At 63.6% G+C, this 22,135-nt stretch carries 18 protein-coding genes; 7 read left to right on the top strand and 11 right to left on the bottom strand.

Annotation, left to right across the window (positions count from 1 at the left end; all coding sequences use genetic code 11):
• Genes icmH through tssA form a run of 11 tightly spaced genes read right to left on the bottom strand, consistent with a single transcriptional unit; the run spans window position 1 to window position 11,773 of the window.
• On the bottom strand, window positions 1-1,326 hold the full coding sequence (icmH, locus tag WBQ96_RS03035; protein WP_336547297.1) for a type IVB secretion system protein IcmH/DotU: 1,326 nt from the start codon (window positions 1,324-1,326) through the stop codon (window positions 1-3).
• Window positions 1,327-1,330: 4 nt separating this feature from the next.
• Window positions 1,331-2,665: a type VI secretion system baseplate subunit TssK gene (gene tssK / locus WBQ96_RS03030; RefSeq protein ID WP_336547295.1), complete on the bottom strand. Its 1,335-nt coding sequence runs from the start codon at window positions 2,663-2,665 to the stop codon at window positions 1,331-1,333.
• A gap of 13 nt (window positions 2,666-2,678) precedes the next feature.
• Window positions 2,679-3,128: a type VI secretion system lipoprotein TssJ gene (gene tssJ, locus WBQ96_RS03025; protein ID WP_165119867.1), complete on the bottom strand. Its 450-nt coding sequence runs from the start codon at window positions 3,126-3,128 to the stop codon at window positions 2,679-2,681.
• Between the two features lie 3 nt (window positions 3,129-3,131).
• A complete protein-coding gene (tagH, locus tag WBQ96_RS03020) occupies window positions 3,132-4,424 on the bottom strand; it encodes a type VI secretion system-associated FHA domain protein TagH (protein WP_336547293.1) in 1,293 nt (430 codons plus the stop codon).
• Window positions 4,421-5,479 carry a type VI secretion system baseplate subunit TssG gene (gene tssG / locus WBQ96_RS03015; protein WP_336547291.1) on the bottom strand — a complete coding sequence of 353 codons (1,059 nt, stop codon included), beginning with the start codon at window positions 5,477-5,479 and terminating at the stop codon, window positions 4,421-4,423. The genes tagH and tssG overlap by 4 nt, the downstream gene beginning before the upstream one ends.
• Entirely contained in the window at window positions 5,443-7,317 is a 1,875-nt protein-coding gene (tssF, locus tag WBQ96_RS03010) for a type VI secretion system baseplate subunit TssF (RefSeq protein ID WP_336547289.1), read from the bottom strand. Before tssF ends, tssG begins: the two co-directional genes overlap by 37 nt.
• 2 nt (window positions 7,318-7,319) lie before the next feature.
• Window positions 7,320-8,039, bottom strand: coding sequence for a type VI secretion system baseplate subunit TssE (gene tssE, locus WBQ96_RS03005; protein ID WP_336547287.1), 720 nt, complete (start codon window positions 8,037-8,039; stop codon window positions 7,320-7,322).
• Between the two features lie 27 nt (window positions 8,040-8,066).
• Window positions 8,067-8,519 carry a type VI secretion system tube protein Hcp gene (locus WBQ96_RS03000; protein WP_165119872.1) on the bottom strand — a complete coding sequence of 151 codons (453 nt, stop codon included), beginning with the start codon at window positions 8,517-8,519 and terminating at the stop codon, window positions 8,067-8,069.
• 26 nt (window positions 8,520-8,545) lie between these two features.
• Window positions 8,546-10,054, bottom strand: coding sequence for a type VI secretion system contractile sheath large subunit (gene tssC / locus WBQ96_RS02995; protein ID WP_091911906.1), 1,509 nt, complete (start codon window positions 10,052-10,054; stop codon window positions 8,546-8,548).
• Between the two features lie 3 nt (window positions 10,055-10,057).
• Complete coding sequence (gene tssB / locus WBQ96_RS02990) at window positions 10,058-10,594, bottom strand: type VI secretion system contractile sheath small subunit (protein ID WP_091911904.1); 537 nt, start codon at window positions 10,592-10,594, stop codon at window positions 10,058-10,060.
• Window positions 10,595-10,600: 6 nt separating this feature from the next.
• Window positions 10,601-11,773, bottom strand: coding sequence for a type VI secretion system protein TssA (gene tssA, locus WBQ96_RS02985; RefSeq protein ID WP_336547285.1), 1,173 nt, complete (start codon window positions 11,771-11,773; stop codon window positions 10,601-10,603).
• Between the two features lie 329 nt (window positions 11,774-12,102).
• Here tssA and tssH point away from each other — a divergent pair, with 329 nt between their 5' ends.
• The 7 genes from tssH (at window position 12,103) to WBQ96_RS02950 (ending at window position 21,970) form a co-directional block, all read left to right on the top strand.
• Window positions 12,103-14,892, top strand: a complete 2,790-nt coding sequence (gene tssH / locus WBQ96_RS02980; RefSeq protein ID WP_336547283.1) for a type VI secretion system ATPase TssH — start codon at window positions 12,103-12,105, stop codon at window positions 14,890-14,892.
• A gap of 176 nt (window positions 14,893-15,068) precedes the next feature.
• Window positions 15,069-16,085: an ABC transporter substrate-binding protein gene (locus WBQ96_RS02975; protein WP_336548168.1), complete on the top strand. Its 1,017-nt coding sequence runs from the start codon at window positions 15,069-15,071 to the stop codon at window positions 16,083-16,085.
• 215 nt (window positions 16,086-16,300) lie between these two features.
• The gene (locus tag WBQ96_RS02970; protein WP_336548165.1) at window positions 16,301-17,125 is read left to right on the top strand and encodes an ABC transporter permease; all 825 of its coding nucleotides are present in this window, start codon (window positions 16,301-16,303) and stop codon (window positions 17,123-17,125) included.
• Complete coding sequence (locus WBQ96_RS02965; RefSeq protein WP_336547281.1) at window positions 17,122-17,913, top strand: ABC transporter permease; 792 nt, start codon at window positions 17,122-17,124, stop codon at window positions 17,911-17,913. Before WBQ96_RS02970 ends, WBQ96_RS02965 begins: the two co-directional genes overlap by 4 nt.
• A 4-nt stretch (window positions 17,914-17,917) precedes the next feature.
• Window positions 17,918-18,979: an ABC transporter ATP-binding protein gene (locus tag WBQ96_RS02960; RefSeq protein WP_336547279.1), complete on the top strand. Its 1,062-nt coding sequence runs from the start codon at window positions 17,918-17,920 to the stop codon at window positions 18,977-18,979.
• A gap of 232 nt (window positions 18,980-19,211) precedes the next feature.
• Entirely contained in the window at window positions 19,212-20,534 is a 1,323-nt protein-coding gene (locus tag WBQ96_RS02955) for an amidohydrolase family protein (protein WP_336547277.1), read from the top strand.
• Between the two features lie 32 nt (window positions 20,535-20,566).
• Entirely contained in the window at window positions 20,567-21,970 is a 1,404-nt protein-coding gene (locus tag WBQ96_RS02950; protein ID WP_336547275.1) for a M20/M25/M40 family metallo-hydrolase, read from the top strand.
• The last annotated feature ends 165 nt before the right edge of the window (window positions 21,971-22,135 follow it).

Genomic DNA, 22,135 nt, shown 5'->3' with positions numbered 1-22,135 from the left:
CTACATCCTCTTCTCGATCAGCACTTCGACACGCCGGTTCGCCGCGCGGCCGGCACGCGTCTTGTTGTCGGCAACGGGTTTGGTAGCAGCACGGCCCTCGGCGCGGATGCGTTCGCGCGGCACGCCGTTTTCGATCAGTATGTTGGCGATGGTCACGGCGCGCGCTTCGGACAGGCGCTGGTTCGTCGAAAGCGGATTGCTCGACTGGAGCGGCACGCTATCGGTGTGACCGACGACGAGAATGTCGCCGACCAGTTCCTGGTTGTCCTGGATCACGCGGGCAAGAGAGGCGATCAGCGGCTCGAACCCGTCGGTGAGTTGGGCGCGGGACGACTGGAACACTTCCGGATTGGTGCTCTGGATGATGAGCGTGGTCAGCGAAACATTTTCGCGCCCCTTCAGCGCCTGCGCCAGATTGGCGGGTGCGGCCGCCTGGAATACCGGCAGCAGCCCGACACCGATCGGCTCGGCTGCGGGAGCCGGTTGCTCGCGCGGCGCCCGCACGATTGCCGCGCGCTCGAAGGGCGGCAATGCGCTGACAAGCGTTGTAAGCTTTTCGGCTTCGCCGCTCAATCGCATCGAAAGCCCGATATGCATCGCTGTCGCCAGCACCACCGCGATTGCTCCAAGCACCCAGATCGGCACGATGAAACGCGACGGCTCGTCTGCGGCGATGACGCCTCTCCAATGCGGCGAAAGCGGCGCGGTTTCGGCATCGGCGTTGCGCAGGAAGCGGGCGGCGGAAGCGCGCACGGCGCTGATCGAGCGATCGCCGGAACGGCCCGGCACGCGATACTTGCCGCGAAAGCCCAGCGACAGGCATTGATATTGCAATTCAAGCAGTTCGCGGTCGCGGTTGGGATGCCGCTCGAGCTCTTCCAGCCGCGCGAAGAACTGCGTGCCGGCATCGACATCGCCGCGCAGCATCACGACAAGCGGCTGGCGCGGCCAGGCGCTGGCTCCGCCCCAAGGCGTGTTGAGCGCGAGGTCGTCGAGCAATGCGGCGACGGACCATGCCGCCGCATCGGCGCGGGCAAGCGAGGAGCCGCCGGCAATCGCCGCGTCGCGTGCCGTCACCAGCTCTTCGAGCAGGCGGGTGCGCAGCGCTTCCGGATTTTCCGGTGGCAACGCGTTTTCCATCTCCGGCGCGAATTCCAGCAACGGCGCAAAGGCGTTGATGAGCGCATTGGGATGCGCCCGTGTCCGCTTCAGCGGCGCGCCGGGTGGCGGGACCGGATATTGCCGCACAGGCGGCGGTGCTGCGACAAGGCGGATGCGGGTGCGATCGCGATCGTCGGAAAGGCCGAATGGATCGTCCCTGCTCATCGCCTCACCTGTTCACCGAATAGCAGTCGACCTGCGGCTCGCTCGGCAGCACGCCGGAAACCCCGATGACGAAGCCCGGTGCGTCGAGCAGCGAGGCCCAGTGCTCACTGCGCTGGTCGAGCTCCAGACAGAGCCGGTCGCCGTCATAAGGAATTTCGCGCGGCTGCGAATGCAGGGGTTTGAGCGGTATGCCCGGCAGACGCGATTTCCACAGCGCCTCGAATTCATCGGCCGACCCCACCGTCACCTGATTGACGAAGATCTTGCGCAACTGCTCGTCCGAGAGTTCCGAACCCACCCGCACCACGATGCGGCTGGCGGTCAGAACCTTCGGGTTGTCGATGCGGATCTTCCAGACATTGGTTGCGTGCCGCATGACGGGCAGGGCGCGCGACTTCGGCTCGACATAGCGCAGGCTGAGGATCAGCGAGCGCAGCGTATCGGCAAGCGCGGAGAAGGCCGGGCCGGGTGCCATATGGTCGTAGATCGGCAGTTCGGTCAGCCGCCGCGAGCCCGAACCATAGGTCGCCATGCGTCCGGCCAGACCGGCAAGTTCAAGAAAGAGTTCAGCCGGGTGGAAAAGCTCCTGCGCCAGCATGTGGGCCAGTCGTGGCCGTGCCTCGTTGGCGAGGTTGAGCACCAGCAGGTTCTCGACGCTGCGTCCCGGCCCGCCAAGCACCATCTTGCCATGCGCGTCGGCGATGCGGTCGAGACCGGTGATGACCTCCTGAAGCAACTGCGAATACCAGGGCACCGCGTCGGTCACCAATGCAGGCGGAAGGAAATTTTCGACCAGCGATATCCCGCCATCGGCCCGCAATCCCAATATGTCGGCAACCGGCATCGCCGTGTAGCCACCGACCGCCGAGGTCGGGGCGAGCAGCAGCGATTGCGGCCGGGCGATCTCGACTTCCTCGGCATCTGCGCCACCATGCACTGCGTCGCGCACCCATTCGATGCGGCCGCGATAACGCGCGCCCGTCGGTTCTGCATGGGCAGGATCGAAGCTTGCCCCACCCGGCGGCTCCAGCGGCAGGGCAAGCAGAACGGCTCCCGCGCCCGTTTCGGGCGTGATCGCCAGTGGCGTCGGCGCGTCCATCGTTTCCGGAATGGCAAAGGGCGTGCCGTCGGGCAGGATGCCGCGCGCCGTCAGGATCGCGATGCGCCCGGCCTCCAGCATCGCTTCGTCAAGCGTCAATGACCGGAAGCCGTATGTCTGCAGCCTCCCGGCCTGCAACGCGCCGCGCACCATATCCTCGGTGTGGCGGTCCTGCTGCTGGAAGTGCTGCGTCCGAAGAAACAGACCCTCGGACCAAAGCACCCTGTTGGAATCGCTCATGCGTTTTTCTCCGTCAGCCGAGCGACAAGCCGCCCGGGCCGAGCGTCACATTCTTGGTTACCTTGGATTTCGGATTGACCGGCGACGAGGCGCGCCAGTTGCGCCCATCCGGTTCCCGCACAAGCGCGACCACGCCCATGTAAGGCGCTTCCGGCTCGAAGCCGATCGTCTTGGACGTGCTGGCGCCGGGAGCAACCGCAATCCGGTCGAGCCCGACGAGGTCGGCGCCAAGCGCGGCCGACGGATCGCCCTGCAGGGCGAAATAGTCGGCCGTATTGAAAGCCCCGAGGCTCTTCAGCCGCAGGATCAGCACGGTGACCGGGCGGTCGGTGCCGTCAGGCCCCTTGTTCATGCCCGCTTCGCCCTTCAGGGCGACGGTGACCATGGCCGGTTTGGGTGCGCCGACGCAGGCTGAAAGGCCAGTCGCGCCAATTGCGATGAGAAAACCGCGTCGGTGGATCATGCACTACTCCTGTTCGTAAGCGTTGCGGAAATCGGCCCCGATCTCGCCCATGAAGCGTGTCTCGGCGTTCGTGGCGATCTCGCGGTGGCGTTGCAGATAGAGGTCCCAGAGCTTGGCGCGGCGGCCGCCGGCCAGAAGCACATCCGCCTTCGAATGTGATTTGAGTTCCGCCTCGATGGTGGCCGGATCGAAGCGGTCGATCATGTGCCGCAGCGCGCCCTGAATGCCGCGCCAGGCGCTGACATGGTGATGGGCGAGATCGCGCACGGCATCCTTGATCGCGGCATCGGCGGGCAGAAACCCCGGGCTGCTTTCGGCGATCAGCGTTTCCAGCGCGTCCTCCACGGTCGGCAGGAATTTGAGTGGATTGACGCCGGACGCCTGCACCACGGTCTGGGCGATGCGAGCATTGCCCTTTTCCTCGGCGCGCTTGCGCAGAAGCTGCATCAGCCCGTCCATCATCAGCCGGTATTCGCGGCCGAACTCTTCCATCTCGGCAATGGCGTCATTCGTCGGCAGTGCGGCAGCGTTCAGCCCCATGCCGCGCAGGAAGGCGTCGCGAAGCGCGCCGTCGGACGGAGCACCTGCCGGCTTCTGGGCTGGTGCGGGCCTGGGCACTGGCTGCCGCTCTGCCGGTGTGCTCGGCGTCTCAAGCCTCGTTCCCGAAACCGGTCCTCCGAAAAACGGGCTGTTTCCATCGAAACCGTCACCCTTTTCCTCTTCAGGTTTCGGCGTCGCGACAGGGTCCATGCTGAACGGGTCGTTGAAAGCCGGCGAGGACCGCAGCCGGACTTCCGAACGTTCCGACGCTTGATATGCGCCCGGCTCGGGATGCTCGAACGGGTTCGGCAGATCGGCCGGTCTTTGCCGCCTCGGCTCTTCTTCAACGCGGGCAGAGAAGAAGTCGTCGCGGTCGATGGCTACCGGCGCCCGCGATACGGCTGCCGGCGGGGCAAAGGTTGAGGGCTGGGGCGCTGTGGCATCCTGAAGGTCGACACGCAGAACATAATCACCCAGCCGCAGCCGCATGCCGTGGCGCAAAGCTGTCGAATTGCCGGAACCCAGCGGGCCATGGGCATCATCAACGAACAGGCCGCTGCTCGACGTGTCCGTCACCGTGTAGCCATCCGGGCCGCTCGCAATCGTGCAATGGGCACGCGAGACGAACATGTCGGGATCGTCGATGCGCCAATCCGCCTCGGTGCTGCGGCCGATCACCAGTTCACCGTCCTGCAGGCTGGCCTGGCGCATCGCCTGGGGCCGTGGTCCTTGCTCAAGTGTGAGAACGAGGCTCATGCCGCCTCCGCCATTTCCGGCCGCCAGCCGACCGCGACCCGCATCAGCAAATCTTCTGCGTCGGCGCGCTCGCTCTTTTGCGGCAGCCATGTGGTGCGGGCGAGCCGCGCCGTTCCCAGCTTGGCGGCGGGGATTTCTTGGCGCGCAAGAACGATGCGCACATCGACATCGAGCACGTCGCCGACCAGTTCGCGCACCGCCGTGCGCAGAAGTTCCAGCCGCTTGCCGCCGGGCAGGAAAGCCTCGTAATCCGCCAACGCGACCGGTCCGACGCGAAGCTCGATACGGCTTTGCCGCTGGAAAATGCGTGGCCCGATCGTCGCCCCACGGCAAAGGGCGGCATAGGCGCTGCCAAGCCGGGTCTGCAGCTTGGCCGGAACGGCGGTCCAGACGCCGACGAACTCCTTGAGCTGTACCGATACGTTCAGCGCCTCGGCCAGAAACCGGGTCAGGCGCTCTGGTCCTTCCACCTGATGGGCCAGCGCCGGGGCCTGGCGCAGCTTGACCGCATAGAGTTCCGACGATTTCGGTCCGAGCATGCCAGGCAGGCCGATGCCGGACAGCGTCTCCAGCATGGAGCGCACGCGGCCGCCAACCTTGCGCTCGACCTGTACTGCCGGATGAGAATCTGCCCAGGCCCGGTAGAACAGCGCGATCATCCGGTGCTGCAGGATGTTGGCGAAATCGACGAAGGTCGTGTCGCTGGTCTCGCGCGCGGCAGCACCGGCGAACCAGCGCTGCGACAGGCGGTCGAGCACCCAGCGCGTCATGTGAAGCGGCAGTGGCCCTTCCGGTCCCATCAGGCCCAGATTGGCGACCGTGACGCGGGCAGGCGAATTGTCTGCGGACCGGCGAACCGCCACGACATCGCTCAAGGCGAAGTCGAGGCGCACATGCTGGCCGAGCCGCGCCGGCTCATGATCCGGCCTGCCGGAGTGACCGAACAGGCGGCCATCGCTTTCGAGCTGCCGCAGCAGTTCGAAGAAATCGTAGGTGTCGTCGGGGGGCGTGATCGCGCCTAGATCAGGCAGCGACTGCCGGGCGTCATCGGCCATGGCACATCCTCCTGTTTCCGGGTCAACCGTGTGCGGGTGCGCACGAATGCGTTGATCGCGGCATGACGGGCGAATAGCTGCGAAAGCAAAGCCGAAAGCAGCAACGAGCTTTGTCCTGCCAGCACGGATTGATCGATATGAAGCGTCACCTCCGTGCCCCGCCCGAAGCACATCGGTCCATCGATCGGCAGCCGCTCGACCACCGGGCGCGTTTCGACGCGGGTGATCGAGCGCACATGCCGCGCCAGTCCCGGATCGCCGCGATCGGCATAGAGATCGAGCAGCGCGTGCAGCGGCTCGGCGCCGCGGCCTTCCTCGGCAAGGCTGAGGAAGTTGAGCGAAAGCTGGGCGACCAGCCGCCATGCCAGATCGTCGGCACGGGATTCGCCTGCCGCACCCGCCGGCAGTGTGGCGGGAATGGCGGCGCGCGGCGGACGCATCGAGCCGAGCAGCTTCACCGTCTCGACCGGATCGCCGCTTTCGAGCGTCAGCGTCGGCGTATCGTCAAGGATCGGCAGGTCGCGGTTGGTGCAGAGTGCTGCGATATCGACGCGCTTCAGCGGCCGGCCCGGCTCGGTGCCGGCAGGCCGCGAAATTGCCAGGAAGACATCGTCGCCGGCATAGGAGGTGCGGGTCTGGCCCTGGCGTCTTTCATCCTCGGTCGCGCGCCGGGGACGCCGTTCGGTCGAATAGACCCAGCCGCTTCCACGATTTTGTCCCAGGCTGAACAGCGCCGGAATATCCGCGTCAGGGCCCTCGACATCGGCGTCCTCGACCCGGATCGGGCGGTATATCTCGAAATCGCGCGGGCGTGTGCGGTCGGCGTGCAGCACCTGCCGCGTGCGGCGCTTGTCGAGTTCGATGACATTGCACTCGCGCTCGAAGAGATTGATGATCGGCGTGGCGAAAAGCTCGAAATCGCCGGGCGTCAGGTCGGCGAGTTCCGGCACCGGCCGTCGCAGCAGGAAGATGACTTCAAGGCCGACCTCGCATTGCCGCACGACGCGTTGCAGCCCGTCGATGCGCGCGAAATGGAACCGCTCGGGCATGACAAAATATTCGCGCAGCAGCCGGTAGCCCTCGAAGGTCGGCCGCGTGCGCGGCATCAGCGCCTCGTCGTCGCGAATGCCGATCATTTCCAGCGCAGGCAAGGGCGAGGGCCGGTGGTCCCGGCCTTCCGGGCGGGCGGCGACGCCAACGCAGCTGCCGAAAAGCGTATCGAACAGGAGCGGCGCTTTGGTGCGCTCGGAAAAATAGAGGTCGAGCCGGTCGAGCGCGAGTTCGGAGAGCTTGCCCTTGCCGGTGCGTGCAAAGGTCAGCCGAAGTGCTGCTTCGCCGCCAACGCCCTTGATCGGCGCAATGCCGGCAGCCGCCAGTGCGCTTCGATCCTGAATGTAGCCGATCGAGGTGATCGCCAGCGGCCACAGCGTCACATCCTGCGCGGTGGTGTAGGTGCAGCGCGTGGAAAGGCCGGGTTGCAGCCCCGACACCAGCCGCGTGCCGCGTTTCACGACATGGCCGGCGAGCATCGTCTGAACCTGCTGGGCCGGCTTCAGCACCACCATCGCCGTCGCCGGCGTGGAGGCAACCAGATCGGGGTAAAGCACCTCGAGCACGCTGCGGGAAAACCGCGCGCGCTCCGCATCGACCTTCAGCCTCGTGCGTGCAGCGAGAAAGGCGACCCCATCAAGCAGCCGCTCCACATAAGGGTCGGGGCAGGGCACGGTATCGAGCGACAGGTTGCGCGCAACAGCCGGATGCATGTCCGCGAACTCGGTTGCGAGCGCGCGGATGTGGGTCAATTCCTCCTCGTAATATTCCAGGAAGACCCTGTCCATTGTCAGACATCCTTCAAATCGGTCCGTGCCGAGCCATTGTCGAGGTCGATCATCGTTCGCAGGCGCATCCGTTCGGGCGTCGGCGACATCATCAGCACCGCATCGATTTCGATGGAGAGCCCCACGCTCTTGTCGCCGCTGTTGACGGTGACCTTCGTCGCGCTTTCCTTCAGCCGCGGCTCGAATGCTGCAAGCACGCTGCGGATTTCCCGCGCCAGCGCCTCGCGGTCGAAATCGCGGGCGGAACGGCCCGAAAAGGACGGCACGCCGTAATTGACGACGCTGCGCCGCACCTCGGGAAAGTCATCCAGCGACGGCGGATCGTCGCCGATCTGGTCGGCTTCGAAATCGGTGAGCAGCGGCGTTGCCTCGAAGCGCTCGGTGTTGAACAGGGCCTCGATGTCGCGCCGCACCGCCTCGCGCAGGACCTCCGCCGAAACGACGATGCCGCGGGTTTCCAGTTCCATGCGTCGCTGGTTCTGGAAGATCAGGCGGTGCAGGCTGCGCTTCTGGTCTTTCGTCAGCGCTGCGTCCGTCTCTATCGTCCGCGCTCCGCCTTCGAGCAGAGCATCGACCCGTTCCGATCCGATCTCGGTCCGAACGGCTTGCTGAAGCCCGTCGATATCGGAGTTCACGCCCGGCAAATCGTTGACGAGGCGGTCCCAAAGTGAAGGTTGGACCGCCTCGCGTCTTGCCTGAGTAGGGCTGCTGCTCTTGCTCATCTCGCTACCGGAAAGTCGTCGTGAAGATCAAACGCCGACACTGACGTCCATTTCGGCCGAGTGCTTGCCTTCCTCGTATTCGAACTTGATCTTCTTGTAGGCAAAGCCGACGACTTCCTCGAGCAGGTCGGGCTCCAGTTCGCTCGGCTTCATGTCGTATGCGATCACGGAGGCATCGGTCAGCGTGATCACCAGATAGTCGCTGCTCTTTTCCTCGATGGTCCGGCGGGCCGAGAACTTCACCTCGTCCAGCTTCTTGTTCTTGAACAGCGCCTGCTTCAGATAGGGCGATGACTGGTCGTAATGCTTGATGAACTTGATGACGCCGAGAGCCACGCGGCCACGGCGCGATAGCGAGTTGGGATCATGCGGCGCGACCATGCCGTATTCCATCCCGTGTATTTCTATTTCGTCGCTGTGCCCCTCGCGGCCGCTGGGGCCTTTGATGTCGGGAACCTTTAGAAAACCATCCAGTTTCATTTCCATTCTCCATCGTGCTCAAATGATTACTGCTTGACGGAAGGCAGCTCGGAGACGAGCCGGAGCGAGGCGTTGATGCCTTCCAACTGATAGTGCGGGCGTAGATAGAAGCGGGCCGCGTAGTAGCCCGGTCGGCCTTCGACGCTGTCCACCTGCACCTCGGCGGCGGCGAGCGGGCGCTTGGCGCGGGCCTTGTCGTCGGCGAAGGCGGGGTTGGCCAGCACATAGCGGTTGATCCACTCGGTCAGCCATATCTGCATGTCGGACCGTTCCTTGAACGAGCCGACCTTGTCGCGCGCGATCGCCTTGAGGTAATGCGCGAAGCGCGAAACCGGGAACAGATAGGGCAGGTTGGCGCTCAGCCGCTCGTTGGACTGGGCGTCCGGATCGACCAGCCGGCCGGCCCGCGTTTCGTCATCCTGCAGCGAATGCGCACCGATGAATGAGGCCAGATCGGTGTTCTTGCGATGCAGGATCGGCATCAGGCCAAGCTTGGCGAGTTCGGCCTCGCGCCGGTCGTCGATAGCGACTTCGGTCGGGCATTTCATTGCCACCGAGCCGTCGTCGGTGGGGAAGGTATGCACCGGCAGGTTGATGACGGTGCCGCCGTTTTCCACGCCGCGTATCTGTGTGCCCCAGCCAAAAAGCTTGTGGCTGCGGTTGATGTTGACGCTCATCGGGAAGGCGGCATTCATCCAGACATATTTGTTGTGGTCCTTCTCGACCTCCTCCTCGAAGGAAAAACCCTTCACCGGCACCGTCTCCGCGCCATAGGGCAGCCGTGCCAAAACGCGTGGCATTGTCAGCCCGATGTATCGCGAATCCTCGCTCTCGCGCAGCGACTGCCACGACGCGTAAGCCGGATTGGAGACGATCATCTGGAGGTCCTGCGGATTGGGCAGTTCCTGCCAGCTGTCCATGCGGAACAGGCGGGGCGATGCTGCGGCAATGAAGGGCGTGTGCGCCGACGCGCAGATGCCCGACAGATTGCGCAGCAGCCCGACATCCTGCGGATGGTTCGAGAACTCGTAGGCCCCCATCAGATAGGTATAGGGCGCGCCACCAAGCATCGAATATTCTTCGGTGTAGATCTTCTTGAAGATCGGGCTCTGGTCCCACATCTGGCCTTCGTAGTCTTCCAGCGTCTCGGCCAGCTGCTGCTTGGAGATGTTCATCACCCGGATCTTCAGCTTCTGATCCGTCTCGGTGTTGTTGATCAGATACCAGAGGCCGCGCCAGGTCCCCTCCATTTCGCGCACTTCCGGCGCGTGGAGGATTTCGTTCATCTGGATCGTGAGCATCTTGTCGATGCCGGCGATGAGCGACTTGATCGACTTGATCGCATTGGACGAGATCGCTGTCGTCTCGGAGCGCGAGCGGGCGGCAAGCGCCAGATTGCGGACCAGCCCCTGCAGTTTCTCGCTGTCGTCCTTCTTGACGCGAAAATCTTTTTCGAGAAGTTCGCTGAACTCACCCAGGTCTACGGCTTCCGCCTCGGCTGCGCCGTTCGCGGCGACTTTTTCCTGTTCGGCCATGGCTCAGCCCTCCGCCTTGTCGCTGTCGCTCAGCGCCTGTTCGGCGATCTGCCCGAGCAGCGGTTCGTTGTTCAGCATCTGGGCAATGCGCTTTTCAGCGTCGACACGCCCGTCCATGAAGCCCAGAAGCTCCTCGAGTTGGCGCCGCATCTTCAGGATTTCAGCCAGTTGCGGAACCTGCTCGGCGATCTTGTCGGGAGCGAAGTCGCCCATGCTGGTGAAGGTCAGGTCGATCGGCAGTTCCTCGTCGCGCTCCTGGCCTTCGGGCTGGGGCAGCTTGTTGGGAACCCGCGCTTTCACCCTGGGTCCGAGGGCTTCCATGAAGCGCTTGAACCGGTTTGCGTCGGTCTCGACGAAGGTGCGGTCCAGAACCGATTTCTGCGCTTCCGGCGTTTGCGACGCACCGGAGAGATCGGCCATCACACCCATGACCACCGGCAGTTCGACGGTGGTTGGGCTTCCATATGTTTCGACATCATAGGAAATCTGGACGCGGGGCGCCCGATTTCGTTCGATCACCTTGGCTTTGCTTTCGCTCATCGTCGGTCACCTTTCGTCCTTTTGGGCGGTTTTTCTGTTTTCGGGTTCACCGGCGAGAAGCCGGAATTCCTTGAGGCCGGAGGGCGCGAGGTCCTCCATCAGTTCCACGAAATCCATCGGCACCATCCGCCTGACCCGCCGCGCCAGATGCGGGATCGGGCTCGATGGCTCGGTGCGGTCGTAGAAGGCGACGATGAGATCGAGGCACTTCAGCACGTCTTCTCGCGACGTGAGGCGATCGGGGAAGACGCCCATGATACCGGTGCTCGTTGTTCCGTTGTAAATCGGCGCAGCATGCCCGTTGGAGGCCGGCTGCTGGATTTCGGGTGCGGCCTCGGCCGGATTGCTCGCGCCCTTCGCCGTCTGGCCGGTCGCGCCGCGCTCCAGCGTGGCAAGAACGCGCTCGAGGAACTTTTTCAGGTCGGCAATGGCGACGTTGCCGTCGTCCAGGCGTGCGTTGAGCGCCACTTCGACGGCGTAGAGTGCGGCAACCGCCTCGCGGGCGTTGCCCAGCATCTCGGTCATCTCGGCAGGCGCATTGTCGAACTGCGTCAGGCAGCCCTTGCGCACGCGGTCCACGAGCTGGTCGTGCCTGTTGGCAAGCTCTGCCTTTTCCGTGTCGTTCAATCCGGAGGCGGCTTCCTTCAGCATCGCCCGGCCGTCCAGCGTGCCCAGCTCGAGGTCGCGCCCCGTTATCGGGCCGAGGCCGCCGCGCGGCTCGAACATCGTCATCCGCCGCAGGTCGCCCAGCGGACCGTCCTGATCGTTCTGCAACTGCATGAGGGCGTTGATGCGCCTCAGTGCTGCGTCGCGTGGCGGCGCATCCGGCCGCAATTCGGGGTGCATCGTCTCCCAATGAGCGTCGAAGGTGCCGGCAATCAGGGTCAGGCCGTCCTTCAGCCCGGCCAGTCCGTAAAGGTTGGTGAGTGCACGCGTAGCGAAGACCAGAAGCCGCAGATCACGCCCCTGCGTGCGCAGTTCTTCTGCCTTTTCAAGTACAGCCGACCAGTCTGGTGGGATCTCTGTTCGAGAGGACGGGTTGTTGCGTTCATCGCGCGCCACTTCGATTTGCGGCTGCATGAGACGTTCCAGTTCATGGAAGTCCCTGTTATTGCGCAGACTCTCCCCGGAAGGACTTTCTCCGTCCAACGGACTCAACCAGGAAGATAAATCAATCATCTTCACCACCATCGGTGGATTCCGTCATCGAACGGAGCCTAGATTTACCACAAATCAGGCAGTTATCCTACAAAGCTTTCAGCATATTGATTTCATGGCTAAGGAAATTTACTTTTCCTCTGTTTGAATGAATATGACAAATATCACACTTGCCAAAACAGATATGCAATTATGGCTGTCGGCTTCAGTTTTGAGGCGTTGATTGGGAAGTCACGATTTTCCCTAAGCTTTGTAAACTCGCACAATCAGGGGAAACGTACTTCTTATTCATGTGATGACGTTTTGGAGAGACGCACAAACGATAGGAACTTGATCGTATCGGAGCCGTCATGCAGCAACGCAAGTCATCGCAAGGTTTCAAGCGCAAGGAACTGGTCGGAAAACTTAATCCGACCTGTGTGCGCGCCTTCAAGGCAGCGGCGGATGCAGCGAAGCTCCGCGGCAATCCTTATGTGGAACTTGTCCACTGGATCGAGCAACTTGTGCTGTCGGATCGGGCGGACGTGCAACTCATCCTTGCCGATGCCGGCGTCGATGCGAGCCGTCTCGCCGCCGACATGTCCCGCGCCATCGACAAGCTGCCCTATGGCGCGACGTCGATCGAGGAATTCTCCGATCATATCTTCCACGCCATACAGGAAGCCTGGAACCTTGCGTCGATCGAGTTCGGCGCTGATGAGGTGCGTGGTGCCTATGTGATTCTGGCCGCGCTGAAGACGCCCGTTCTAGACGGGCTTCTGTCCAAGATCAGCCCGGAGTTCGACAAGATCGATGCCGACGGCGTCATCGCGCGGCTGGACGATGTCGTGTCCGGTTCGCTCGAGGCGGTTGGCCCTGCGCCGGTCGCTGAGGCCACGCCTCTCCGGCGCGCGCCCGGAGGCGATTCCGCCCTTGCCAAATATTCGACCGACCTGACCGCGAGGGCCAAGGAGGGCAAGCTCGATGCCGTCGTCGGCCGCGATCCCGAGATCAGGCAGATCGTAGACATCCTCATGCGCCGCCGCCAGAACAACCCGATCCTGACCGGCGAGGCCGGCGTCGGCAAGACGGCGGTGGTCGAGGGTTTTGCGCTGCGCATTGCCGAGGGCGACGTGCCGCCGATGCTGCAGAATGTCAGCCTGCGCATGCTCGATATCGGGCTGATGCAGGCCGGCGCCAGCGTCAAGGGTGAGTTCGAAAAGCGGCTGAAGGCGGTGATCGACGAGGTGCAATCCTCCGAGACGCCGGTGATCCTGTTCATCGACGAGGCCCACACGCTGATCGGGGCAGGCGGTGCCGCCGGCACGGGTGACGCCGCAAACCTGCTCAAGCCTGCACTCGCGCGCGGTGAGTTACGCACAATCGCCGCCACCACCTGGGCCGAATACAAGCAGCATATCGAGAAGGACCCCGCACTCACCCGCCGCTTCCAGACGGTCAAGGTCGACGAGCCCGACGAGGCCGCCGCCATTCTGATGCTACGCGGCGTTGCCGGCACGCTCGAAAAGCACCATCAGGTGCAGATACTCGACGAGGCAATCGAGACGGCAGTGCAGCTTTCGCACCGCTACATTCCGGCCCGCCAGCTTCCCGACAAGGCGGTGAGCCTGCTCGACACGGCCTGCGCCCGCGTCGCCATCTCGCAGCATTCGCGACCCGCTGAGGTGGAAGACCTGATGCGCCGCCGGCAGGCGCTGGAGGTGGAAAAGGGCATTATCGGCCGCGAAACCGCGATCGGCATTGATGCCGTCGAAAGGCAGGCGCGGGTCGACGCCGGCATTGCCGAGACCGACGCCGCTCTTGCCGCCGCCGAGGCGCGCTGGGAGCGCGAAAAGACCGTCGTTGCCGAAATTCTCGACGTGCGGGCGAAGCTTCGCGGCGAGGGGGTTCCACTCGATGCCGTCACAGCTGAACAGGAAACCGTAACCGTCGGAGAAAAAACGGTAACACAGCCCGTTGCCGAATTGGTCGGCGCTGAGGCTCCTGCAAACGCCGACGAAGCTCCAGCCGTCGCGGAACTGCCGACGGGAGCCGAGGCAGCTCCACCCGACAACACCGCCGATCTGGTCCGCCTTAAGGGCCTTATGGCCGAACTCGCCGAGATGCAGGGCGAAACCCCGCTGATCCTGCTCTCCGTCGACCGCAACGCGGTTGCCTCGGTCGTGCAGGACTGGACCGGCATTCCGACCGGGCGGATGCTGACCAGCCAGACGGAAAAGGCGCTGCGGCTCGCCGGCGTTCTGGCCGAGCGCGTCGTCGGCCAGGATCACGCCATGGAGATGATCGCCAAGCGCGTGCAGATCAGCCGCGCCGGCCTCGGCGCGCCGGAAAAGCCGGTCGGCGTCTTCCTGCTGTGCGGCCCGTCTGGTGTCGGCAAGACCGAGACTGCACTTGCCCTCGCCGAGACGCTCTATGGCGGCGAGCAGAACCTGATCTCCATCAACATGTCCGAGTTTCAGGAAGCGCATACCGTCTCCACCCTCAAGGGCGCGCCTCCGGGCTATGTCGGCTACGGCAAGGGCGGCATCCTCACCGAAGCCGTGCGGCGCCGGCCCTATTCGGTGATCCTGCTCGACGAGGTCGAGAAGGCCCATCCCGACGTGCACGAAATCTTCTTCCAGGTCTTCGACAAGGGCATGATGGACGACAGCGAGGGGCGGCGGATCGATTTTCGCAACACGCTGATCCTGCTGACCTCCAATGTCGGCTCGGAAGTCATCATGCACAAGACCGAAGGCGGCCAGAAGCGCGAGGCCATCGAAGACCTCGATGCATCGCTACGCGCACCGCTGCTGAAGGTTTTCCCGGCGGCGTTCCTCGGGCGCGTCGTCACCATTCCCTACTATCCGCTTTCCGGTTCGATGATCGAGGCGATAACGCGCATTCAATTCGCCAAGATCGCGCGGCGGCTTCGCGCCAGCCATGATGCCGAACTGGTCATCGGCGACGGCGTGATGGAAATGATCAAGGCGCGCTGCACCGAGATCGAATCGGGCGGGCGCATGATCGACGCGATCCTGACCAACACGCTGCTGCCCAGCATGAGCCGTGGCGTGCTGAACCGCTCCATAGACGGCGAAAAGCTGGCGAAGGTGACCGTCGGCGCTTCCGACGAGGGTTTCACCTACGCCTTCGAATAGCTCTCGGGCTTGTCCCGCGCCTTTTCGCCGCTCGATAATGATGTGCACTGCACAATCTTTGGCCTTGCCTGTTTCCTGATGCGAAAATAGGCTTCCTCGCCATGCGGTGCGGCTGTAGAACAGCCGGGATCAATCCAACAAGAGGCGTCAAAGTGAAAAGAGTTCAAACCATTGTCATGGCTGCTGCGGCCTGTCTCGCGGCTTCCATCGCCGCCGCACCCGCCTGGGCGCAGTCCAAGACGCTGACCATTTCCTGGTGGGGCTTCAACGGCGACAAGCTGGACGAATACATCATCAAGCCGTTCAAGGAGAAATGCGGCTGCGAGATCGTGTTCGAGACCGGCAACAACGCCGACCGCCTCAACAAGATCAAGATCCGTGGCGGCGAGGGCGTCGATGTCGCCTATTTCACCGACGCCTATTCGCAGATCGGCATTGCCGAGGGTCTGTTCCAGCCGGTCGACAAGGCGAAGTTGCCCAATCTCGCAGGCATCTACGACATGGCCAAGGCGCCGCAGGGCGACTTCGGCCCGGCCTACACGATCGGCCGCGTCGGCATCATCTACGATTCCGCCAAGGTGAAGACGCCGATCACCTCGTGGAACGATCTCTGGAAGGAAGACTTCAAGAGCCAGCTTTCACTGCCCGGCATCACCACCACCGCCGGCCCGATGGCGGTGATGATCGCCGGCACCCATGCCGGCGTCGATCCATTCGCAGACAGCGACGCTGCCTTCAAGGCCGTCGAGGAACTGAAGCCCAATGTCGTCAAGAATTACAACACCGGCTCCGAACTGGTGAACCTGTTCTCCACCGGTGAGATCACTACCGCCGTCGCCCAGGATTTTACCCTCGCGCAGATTCAGGCAGCCGTTCCGACCGCCGTCTGGGCCGATCTCTCCGATGGTGCCATCGCCACACTGAACACCGTCAACATCCCCAAGGGTGCGGCCAATGTCGAGCTGGCGCATGAGTTCATCAACTTCATCCTGTCGCCGGAAGTACAGCAAAAGACTGCCGAAAACGGCGTCGACGCGCCGGTCGTCACCTCGGTCAAGCTGACCCCGGAACAGGCCAAGCTCTGGACCTACGGCGCCGACATGATCGCGTCACTGAAGCCAGTCGATTACGAAAAGCTCAACGCCGCCAAGACCGATTGGGTCGACCGCTGGAACGAAGTCTTCGGCATGTAAGGAGAATGGGAGGGCGCATGTTGCCCTCCCGCCATGCCTCGAAATTCGCCGGCGTTCCGCACGGCTGACCCGTTTAAGGCGAAACCGCCTGCACCAAGCCTTTTGCGGCGTTTTGCCCCTTTCTTGGCGGACCAAGGAAGGGTAGCAGACCTCAAGCAATCGATTTTCGAGCCCAAGTGCTGCTCGACAATGACGAAAGAGACCTGACTTCCATGCTGAAACGCTATGCCGGATGGTGGCTCGCCGCGCCTGCGACGCTGGTCGTTCTGGTCTTCCTCGTCCTGCCGGTGGTCGCCACCATCGGCACCACATTCGGCGAAACCGCCGGCATCTTCGCGCCCTATTCCTCCTTCTTCGGCAGCGGTTTCCGCCGCAGCGTCCTGTGGCGCACGCTGGAAATATCGCTTGCCACCACTGCCATTTCGCTGGTCGTCGGTTTCCTCACCGCCTATGTCGTGTCGAAGTCGCCGGGCAAGCTGAAAAGCCTGCTTATCATCGCCGCCGTCTTCCCGCTGCTCACCGGCGTCGTCGTGCGCTCCTTCGCCTGGCTCATCATTCTCGGCAAGAACGGCATCCTCAACAGCTTCCTGATCGGTATCGGCGTGACGGCCGAGCCGTTCGCGATGCTCTACACGCAAGGCTCCGTCATCGTCGCGATGGTCTATCTCTTCGTGCCGCTGATGATCCTGACGCTGGTCGGCGTGCTCGAAAACATTCCCGAGGACGTGGTCCAGGCATCCGCCTCGCTGGGTGCGACGCCTGCCGGCACGTTCCGGCAGGTCATCCTGCCGCTGGCGGTGCCGGGACTGATCGTCGGCGCGGTGCTGGTCTTCACCGGCTCCTTCACCTCCTACGCCACGCCGCAATTGCTCGGCGGCGAGCGCCAGATGGTCATGGGCACGCTGATGTACCAGCGCGCCATGGTCTCCTTCGACTGGGTCGGCGCCTCCACCATCGCCGCGATCATGGTGGTGATTACGGTCACCGTCGTGCTGGCCATGAGCCGCGTTGCGCGGCGTCTCAACCCGATGGCGACATGATGACGACACGCATCAACCCACTGCTGATCCTGTTCACGATCCTGGTCTACATCTTCCTGACCGGCCCGCTGATCATCGTGCTCGGCGCGTCCGTCAGCGACACGACCTACCTGACCTTTCCGCCGCAGGGCCTTACGCTGCGCTGGTTCGAGAACATCTTTGAAATCAGCGCCTTCCGGCGCACCATTGTCACCAGTCTTGAGCTTGCCATTTTGGCCACCGGGCTGGCCCTCCTGATCGGCATTCCGGCCGCCTATGCGCTCAACCGCTACCGCATCCAGCTCCCGACATGGCTTTCAACCGTCTTCGTGCTGCCGATCCTCGTGCCGGAAATCGTGCTTGGCTTCTCGCTCTTGAAGTCTGTCGCGGTCGGCGCCAGTGCGCCGATCTTCCTGACGCTGCTCATCGGCCACACGCTGCTGGTGCTGCCCTATTGCGTCCGCGTCATTTCGGCCAGCCTCGCTTCCTTCGACTTCTCCATCGAGGAAGCGGCGATCAGCCTCGGCAGCCGGCCGCTGAAAACCTTCTTCACCATCGTGCTGCCCAATGTCCGCTCGGGCGTGATCGCGGCTTTCATCCTGGCCTTCATCACCTCGATCAACGACGTCTCGACCTCGCTGTTCCTGACCGGCCCCGGCATCTCGACGCTGCCGATCCAGATTCTCGCCCATGTCGAGCAGTTCTTTGACCCGACGATTGCGTCGGTGTCGGTGCTGCTGATGTTCCTCACCGTCGCCGTCATGGCGATCGTCGAGCGCACGCTCGGCCTTACCTTCCTTGCGAAATGAAACCATGACCCAGGCCCTGACCGTACAAAATCTCACCGCCCACTACGGCACGACCAAGGTGCTGAAGGACCTGTCGCTGTCCGTCGCCAGCGGCGAGCTCGTCTCGCTCCTCGGCGCATCCGGCTGCGGCAAGACCACGACGCTGCGCCTCGTCGCCGGCTTCCTCCAGCCCACCTCCGGCACGATCACGCTCGGCGGCAAGGATCTGACGCGCCTGCCGGCCTACAAACGCGATATCGGCCTCGTCTTCCAGAATTATGCGCTGTTCCCGCATCTGTCGGTGCTCGACAATGTCGGCTTCGGCCTCAAGCAGCGCGGCGTCGCCTCAGCCGAACGCGAGAAGCGCGCCAAGGCAATGCTGGACCGCGTCGGCCTTTCGCAGCTCGCAGACCGGCTACCCGGCGCATTGTCGGGTGGGCAGAAGCAGCGCGTGGCGCTCGCCCGCGCGCTGGTCATCGAGCCACCGCTGCTGATGTTCGACGAGCCGCTGTCCAATCTTGACGCCAAGCTGCGCGTCGACATGCGCGTCGAGATACGCCAGTTGCAGCGCGCCAATGGCACGACCTCGGTCTATGTCACCCACGACCAGGAGGAGGCGTTCTCGATCTCCGACCGCGTCGCCATCATGAACGCCGGCCGCATCATGCAGCTCGACACGCCCGAGACGCTCTACCAGCGCCCGGCCAACGCCTTCGTCGCCCGCTTCGTTGGCTTCGAGAACCTGGTGCCGCTGAAGGTCACAAAGCGGGAAGGGGCGAGCGTGACGGCGCAAACCCGCGACGGTTCGACGCTTGCACTGTCGCAGGACCGCTTCGGCGCCATCCCAGACGATTTCGTCCTCGCCGCCCGCGCCGACGGCCTCGCCGTCACAACCGATCCCAAGGCCGAAGGCATTCCGGCGACGCTGGGCCTGAGGACCTATCTCGGCCGCGCCTATCAGTATCAATGCGAGACCGCAGCCGGCACGCTTGTCGCCAACGGCGCGCTTTCGACGCCGCAGGAGCCGGGGAGTGCGGCCAGGCTGGTGCCTGTGCCGGACCAGTGCTGCGTGCTGAAGCCGGAGTAGAGGGGTTGCCCGCGATGATTGAGCATAGTGCTCTACGTTGCCCCCCTCTGGCCTGCCGGCCATCTCCCCCACAGGTGGGGAGATCAGCATTCACATCAGCTTTCGCTAATCTCAAACGTCCCAGGATAGGCGGGACGAATGACGCTGCTAATCTCCCCACCTGTGGGGGAGATGGCCGGCAGGCCAGAGGGGGGCAACGTAGAGCGCCTGCCGTGCAAGGATTGCGGCCCCAATGACCACTCTCCTCACCAACGCCCTCATCCTCCCTTGCACCCCCGACATGCCCGTCATCGAACGCGGCTACATCCACATCGCTGGCGACGAAATCAAAGTCGTCGGCGCCGGCCCCGCACCGCAAATCCCCGGCGCCGAAATCATCGACGCCAACGGCGACCTGATCATGCCCGGCATGGTCAACCCCCATTGCCACATGGCCATGAGCCTGTTCCGGGGGCTGGGCGAAGACGTCGACGACCGGCTCTACCGCTACATTCTGCCCCTGGAGCGCAAATTCGTGCGGCCCGAGGCGGTGCGTGTCGGCACGGCGCTCGCAGCACTCGAACTGATCGAAGGCGGCGTCACCACCGTCGCCGATATGTACTACTTCGAGACGGAAGTGGGTCGCGTGGTCGACAAGGCCGGCATCCGCGGCGTGCTCGGCCAGACGCTGGCCGATTTCGATCCGCCCGACCACAACAGCTTCGATGAAGGTTTTGTCCTTGTCGAGCAACTGGTGGCAGAGTTTTCCGGCCACGACCGCATCATCCCCTCCATCGCGCCCCATGCGCCTTATTCCTCCGGCATGGCCGTCATGGAGCGCGTCGCGCGCTGGGCCGACGATCATCCCGGTGTCCCCGTGCAGATGCATCTGGCCGAGACCGATGCCGAGATGGAGTGGGCAGCAGGGCTTGGCGGCCTGCGCCCCGTCGAAGCGGTCGAGAAGGCGGGGTTGCTGCGCAAGGGGCTGATCTGCGCGCACTGCCTCTATGTCAACGACAGCGACATGGAAAAGATGGCGCACGCGCAGGTCTGCGTCGCACACAATGCTCGTTCCAACGGCAAGGCGGGCAGGGGCATCGCGCCGGTCGAGGCGATGCGCAAGGCCGGCATTCCCGTCGGCATCGCCACCGACGGGCCGATGAGCGGCAACACGCTCGACCTGTTTTCGCAGTTCGCGCCGGTGTCGATGTTCCAAAAACTGCTCGGCCACAGCCGCAAGCCGATGCCCTCGGTCGAGGTCATCCGCATGGCGACCATCGAAGGCGCGAAGGTGCTCGGGCTGGACGAAAAAATCGGCTCGTTGGAGCCCGGCAAGAAGGCCGATCTCATCCGCATCGATCTCTCGCCGGCGCGCATGCAGCCGATCTACGACATCTATTCGACACTGGTCTTCGCCACCATGCCAACCGATGTGCGCGATGTAATGGTGGGCGGCCATTGGCTGATGCGCGACCGCGAAGTGCTGAGCCTTGAGCGCAAGAAGGTACTGCGCGATGCACTTCAGGTCGCCAGCGCCTTCAAGGCCGAGATGGCGCGTATTGATGCTGCCGGCTGAGGCCGCGGCGAAGCAACGACAGGACAAAAGCAGTGAACACGAACGACGCAAAAAACCATCTCGACAAGGTGCTCGAAACCATCGACGCCAATATCGACGCCAGCCTTGAGCGGCTGTTCGAGCTGATCCGCATTCCCTCCGTCTCGACCGATCCGGCCTATGCCGCCGACTGCCGCCGCGCCGCTGACTGGCTGGCGAAGGAACTCTCCGGCCTCGGCTTCGACGCCTCCGTGCGCGACACTGCGCGCCATCCCATGGTCGTCGGGCACGACCGCTCGGGCGAGGGGCCGCATGTGCTGTTTTACGGCCACTACGACGTCCAGCCGGTCGACCCACTGTCGCTGTGGAATTCCGACCCGTTCGAGCCCAGGCTCGTGCCGCAGCCCAATGGCGACACCCACATCGTCGCGCGCGGCGCATCCGACGACAAAGGCCAGCTGCTGACCTTCGTCGAGGCGTGCCGCGCCTGGAAGGCGGTGACCGGCAAGCTGCCGATCCGGGTTTCGACGCTGTTCGAGGGCGAGGAAGAAATTTCGAGCCCGAGCCTCGCGCCCTTCCTCGAAAAGACGGGTGAGGAGCTCAAGGCCGACGTCGTGCTGGTCTGCGACACCGACATGTGGGACGCCGAGACACCGGCTGTCACCACCATGCTACGCGGCGTCCTGAAGGAAGAAATCGAAATCACCTGCGCAGACCGCGACCTGCATTCCGGCATCTACGGCAATGCCGCGCGCAATGCGCTGCAGGTCCTGTCCGACATCGTCTCCAGCCTGCGCACGCCAGACGGCGGCGTCTCCGTCGAAGGCTTTTATGACGGCGTCGAAGAATTGCCGGCGGCGGTGAAGGCGCAGTGGCAGCACCTGCCTTTCGACGAAAAAGGCTTCCTCGGCGATGTCGGCCTCAGCATCCCGGCCGGCGAAAAGGGCCGGTCGATTCTCGAACAGGTCTGGGCGCGGCCGACCTGCGAAATCCACGGCATCATCGGCGGCTATACCGACGAAGGTTTCAAGACCGTCATCCCGGCGCGCGCGAAGGCAAAACTGTCATTCCGGTTGGTCGCTGGCCAAGACCCCGAAAAGATTCGCGCGGCCTTCCACGCCCATGTCCGGGCGCGCTTGCCGGAAGACTGCAAGGTTGAATTCCTCGACCACGGCGCCAGCCCCGCCACCGTCATGCCGATCGACGGCGCTTTGCTACAGAAGGCGCTCGGCGCGCTCACAGTGGAATGGGAGCGCGAGGCGGCCATCGCCGGCACCGGCGGCTCCATCCCGATCCTCGGCGAATTCAAGCGCAAGCTTGGCATGGATTCGCTGCTCATCGGCTTCGCCCGCTTCGACAACCGCATCCACAGCCCGAATGAAAAATACGACCTGTCGAGCTACCGCAAGGGCATCAGGTCATGGGCGCGGATACTGGCGGCGTTCGCAGAGAGATAGTGCCCGGGGATGCGCCCGGGGACAGTTTACTTTCTTGCCCCGGAAAAGTGTCGCGTTTCGAAGGTTTGCGCGAGGGGGCAAAAAGTAAGGGGCTGTCCTAGGAGATTTGTTGTTTGATCCAAGTTTTAAGTGTCTTCAAGAGGCTTGCTGGTGGTCCGTAATTAA

Source organism: Mesorhizobium sp. CCNWLY176, from assembly GCF_037153935.1.
Taxonomy (GTDB): domain Bacteria; phylum Pseudomonadota; class Alphaproteobacteria; order Rhizobiales; family Rhizobiaceae; genus Mesorhizobium_M; species Mesorhizobium_M zhangyense.
The sequence above is the reverse complement of the archived record's forward strand: the minus strand, read 5'-3'. Positions and strand labels throughout refer to the sequence as shown.